The following is a 3,896-nucleotide window of genomic DNA, read 5'->3' as shown; positions in this document are numbered from 1 at the left end:
TCATCCAATTTTTGGATTTTAGATTTTGGTTTTGGGTTTTTGGATTAAAGAATTTTCCAGGTAAATGTTTCTAACCGCCGATTTCACTGAGACAACCGCCAAATCTTAATAGTATTGTCCTCACTACCACTGACAAGGGTTTTGCCATCAGGATTGAAGGTGACGGATGTCACGGTGTTGGTGTGCCCTGTTAATGTGAGAATTTCTTCTCCTGTGGCTGGATTCCAGAGTTTGATGGTGCGATCGCGGCTACCACTAGCAATAATTTTACCATCGGCACTGAAGGCTACGGTTGTGACAGTGTTGGCATGTCCCGCCAGTGTGCGAATTTCTCTTCCGGTAACTAGATTCCAAAGTTTGATGGTGCGTAGGCGTTGCCCGTCGTAGACATCGCGACTAGCACTGGCTAAAGTTTTACCATCTGGGCTAATGGCTACGGCTGTTACTGTTTGAGAATTTCCCTCCAGTGTACGGATTGAGTATCCCTTTGTTAAATTCCAGATTTTGATTGTCTTGTCAAAACTGCCACTGGCAAGAAGCACGCCATCGGGGCTGATAGCTACAGATCGCACCCAGAATGTATGCCCTAGCAGTGTCCGAATTTGCTCTCCTGTTGTTAAATGCCAGATTTTGATGGTGTTGTCATCACTGCCACTAACCAGAGTCTCGCTATCAGCACTGATGGCTAGGGCATGAACTGAGTCAGAATGCCCCGCCAAAGTGCGAATTAGCTTTCGGGTTGTCAGATTCCAGATTTTGATGGTGTTGTCATCACTGCCACTAACCAGAGTTTTCCCATCTGGGCTGATCGCCACAACATTCACCTGCTGAGAATGCCCCTTGAGTGAAGAGATTTGTTTTCCGGTTGCGAGATTCCAAAGTTTGATTGTGTTATCGCCGCCACTGCTGGCAATGGTTTTCCCATCGGGGCTAATGGCGACAGATAAAACTGAGCTTTCGTGTCCTTGGAGGGTGTTAACTAAGGAAACCTCGCCCAAAGTAATCTTTGGTGGTTGACCTAAAAGCGCCTGATCTTTGCCAAGGCTATTATGCTGACTCAGCCTAGAGAACAAACTGGTCTGAATCTGGCGAAGATGTTTATACCAAGATTCTCCAAAGCCGAACAACAGAATCAAAGCACTTATTAAGATTAAAATTCTCAGTAAGGGATAACTTTTTGGTAAAGATGGTGCTCTAGTTGGTGGTATTTTCCCAGACGACTTACCCGCTGGTGGCAGTGCGAGGAGTTGTTTTGGAGTCAAGTCTCTGAGGACTTCATCGGCTGACTGGTAACGTTCTTGGATGTCTTTTTTCAAAAGCTTGTCGATCACAAAATCCAACTCAGGAGTTAATGGACTCCGCAAATATTCCCGCCAATTACTCACCCAGGCGTACCCAGACTCCATCCACAACTGAAAGGGCGAATTTCCCGTTAGCAGATGAAAACAGGTAGCCCCCAAACCGAACAAGTCACTGGCGGGGAAAGCTTTACCATCTCTAATCTGTTCTAAAGGGGAATAACCATGTGAACCAATGGATGTGCCAGATTTCTGCTGAACTTTGGCGGTGAATTGCTTTGAGGAACCAAAATCAATCAGGCTTAATCGCCCATCACTTTTATGACGGATAATATTTTCTGGCTTGATATCCCGATGAATGACTTTGCGATCGTGGATAAATTTCAGGATGGGCAGTAAATCTAGCAAAATAGATTGAATTTCCCTAGCGTTATACGCCTTGCGCTGTTGCAACTCCTTTAACAAATTGTCCCCATTGATAAACTGCTGCACTAAATACAAGCAGCCATCTTGCTCAAAGTAAGCTAGCAGAGTCGGAATTTGGGGATGTTCCCCAAGGTCTTGTAGTCGCTGCGCTTCTTCAGCAAACAACTCCATCGCCTTTTTTTGCGACCAAGTTCCTTGGAATTTTGGAGCTAATTGCTTGATAACACAGCGTTCATTAAGTTTATCTACATCTTCTGATAGATAGGTTCTGCCAAATCCCCCCTCATCTGAAAGAACTCGGATGACACGGAAGCGATTTCTTAAAAGTGACACCAATGGGGTGTTACAACTTTGGCAAAACTTCTTTCCATTGGGATTCAGGGGATTTGAGCAATCGGGATTTAAGCAGCAGATCATGATCTGACAGGCGCGACTGCATGACAACTTTGGCTAAGTTTGCCCCGAACTTTCCCTGAAAAAAATTAGCTCTCGCTTACTTGTGGTAGAAAACCCTGTTCTGGGGATTGGGGAATTACTTAATATAGTTAGCGTTTGTAAATAGTAGTCAGTCTTCCTCATCTGTGGAAAACTACGAGAGCCATAAGATTAATTATTCTATCGATTATATAATAATCTGAAGATAAATTTTTTTTTCATGTGCTAGCCCTAGTAATTTTGCTTGTATCTTGGCAACTGATAAGTGACTAAGTATTAAAGATAAACCCTGATTAATTAACCATTACTGACGATTAAATCTAGTCAAAATGCTTACTAAATTGGTTTTTGATATTTTAAATCACCCATTATTAATTGTTAATTTGATACTTTAGCTCAATCAAGCTTCAACTTAACTTTACGACCTCGTTTATTTTACCCTTGCTCGCCATTTGCGAATGGCACTAGCAGTTCTGGCGACAGGTGGCATGTATACATCAGGAGTTTCGTAAGAATTTTCGTGTTGTGTAATACTTTTACTATTTAATTTGTGTGTAGATTTTTGGGTAGTTAGACAGTTAGCCAAAGTAGGCACATAGCTTTGATTACCTAAAGCTTTCATCACTTCATCGGCAGTCTTAAACCGATCATTTAACGTAATTTTCACCATTTTTCCTAAAATCTGGGCAAAACTGTAGCTAATATTTACCTCTTTTTGCCAGCATATCTCACCAGTATTCGCGTCGTAGTCAAATTCTAAAGGACTTTTAGCAGTCAACATATAAATACAAGTTACACCCAGCGCATAAATATCACTGGCATAAACTGGACGTAGAGAAAACTGTTCTGGTGGTGCAAATCCCCTAGTCCCAATAAAATTGGTGTTTGCAGCTTGATTGATTGAGTTTTCACAAACGTCAACTAATTGCTCTTTCACCGCCCCAAAATCAATTAGCACTACCCGCCCGTCATACTCACACCGCAATAAATTTTGGGGCTTAATATCCCGATGAATCACATGATGTTTATGAAGATATTGTAATACAGGTAATAATTCCTGTAAAAACTGTTTAACTGAGGCTTCACTTTTGGGCCCAGTTTGCCGGACTTCTCGTGCCAAAGTCAAACCCGGCACGTATTCTTGAATTAAAAAAAACTCCCCATTCGCCTGAAAGTAGTCTAATAACATGGGAATTTGCGAATGACTACCGAGTTGACCCAAGGTTCTTGCTTCTTTTTCAAAGCGCAGACATGCCCTTTGCCAACTTTGAGGATTAGTCACTTTCGGACAAAGCTGTTTAATGACACACAGGGGATTCCCAGGTAATACGGCATTTTTGGCTAAAAATGTGATCCCAAAACCACCTTGACCCAAAATTTGCAATATTTCATAGCGATCGCGAAATAGCCGTTTGGAACCACACATCTGACCAAGTTGAGTTTGCTGGGGAATATTTTCTTGAGAATTCGTTATTTTCTGAGAAAAGGGATGCATTAGTATAAAATATTTGCTCTTAAATGTCTCTAATTCTACGACAATTATTCTTTGGCAACAGTAAGATTACTGGATCTTTGCCAAATCATTAAAATCTTTCAAAAAATAAAAATAAATTTCTGTCGAATCTACGGATTGACAATAAAGACTAAATATGAATTAAAAATCTTTACAGCGTACAGCTGTACATTGGTGTCAACTTAAGCCAAAACCCTTTTAAAACCTCGTTTCCAGTCTCTGGC

2 protein-coding genes are annotated in these 3,896 nt (G+C 41.4%); both read right to left on the bottom strand.

Translation table 11 applies throughout. From position 1 onward, the window contains the following. Nucleotides 1-83 precede the first annotated feature (83 nt). Nucleotides 84-2,141 carry a serine/threonine-protein kinase gene (locus tag HWQ41_RS19660; protein WP_292766335.1) on the bottom strand — a complete coding sequence of 686 codons (2,058 nt, stop codon included), beginning with the start codon at nucleotides 2,139-2,141 and terminating at the stop codon, nucleotides 84-86. Between the two features lie 448 nt (nucleotides 2,142-2,589). Then, nucleotides 2,590-3,654 (bottom strand): serine/threonine-protein kinase, encoded by a 1,065-nt coding sequence (locus tag HWQ41_RS19655; RefSeq protein ID WP_292766333.1) that lies wholly within the window; start codon nucleotides 3,652-3,654, stop codon nucleotides 2,590-2,592. Between the last annotated feature and the right edge of the window lie 242 nt (nucleotides 3,655-3,896).

It is taken from the genome of Nostoc sp. NOS(2021) (genome assembly GCF_017115025.1).
Classification (GTDB): domain Bacteria; phylum Cyanobacteriota; class Cyanobacteriia; order Cyanobacteriales; family Nostocaceae; genus Nostoc.
This window is presented reverse-complemented; position numbering and strand designations above follow the sequence as displayed.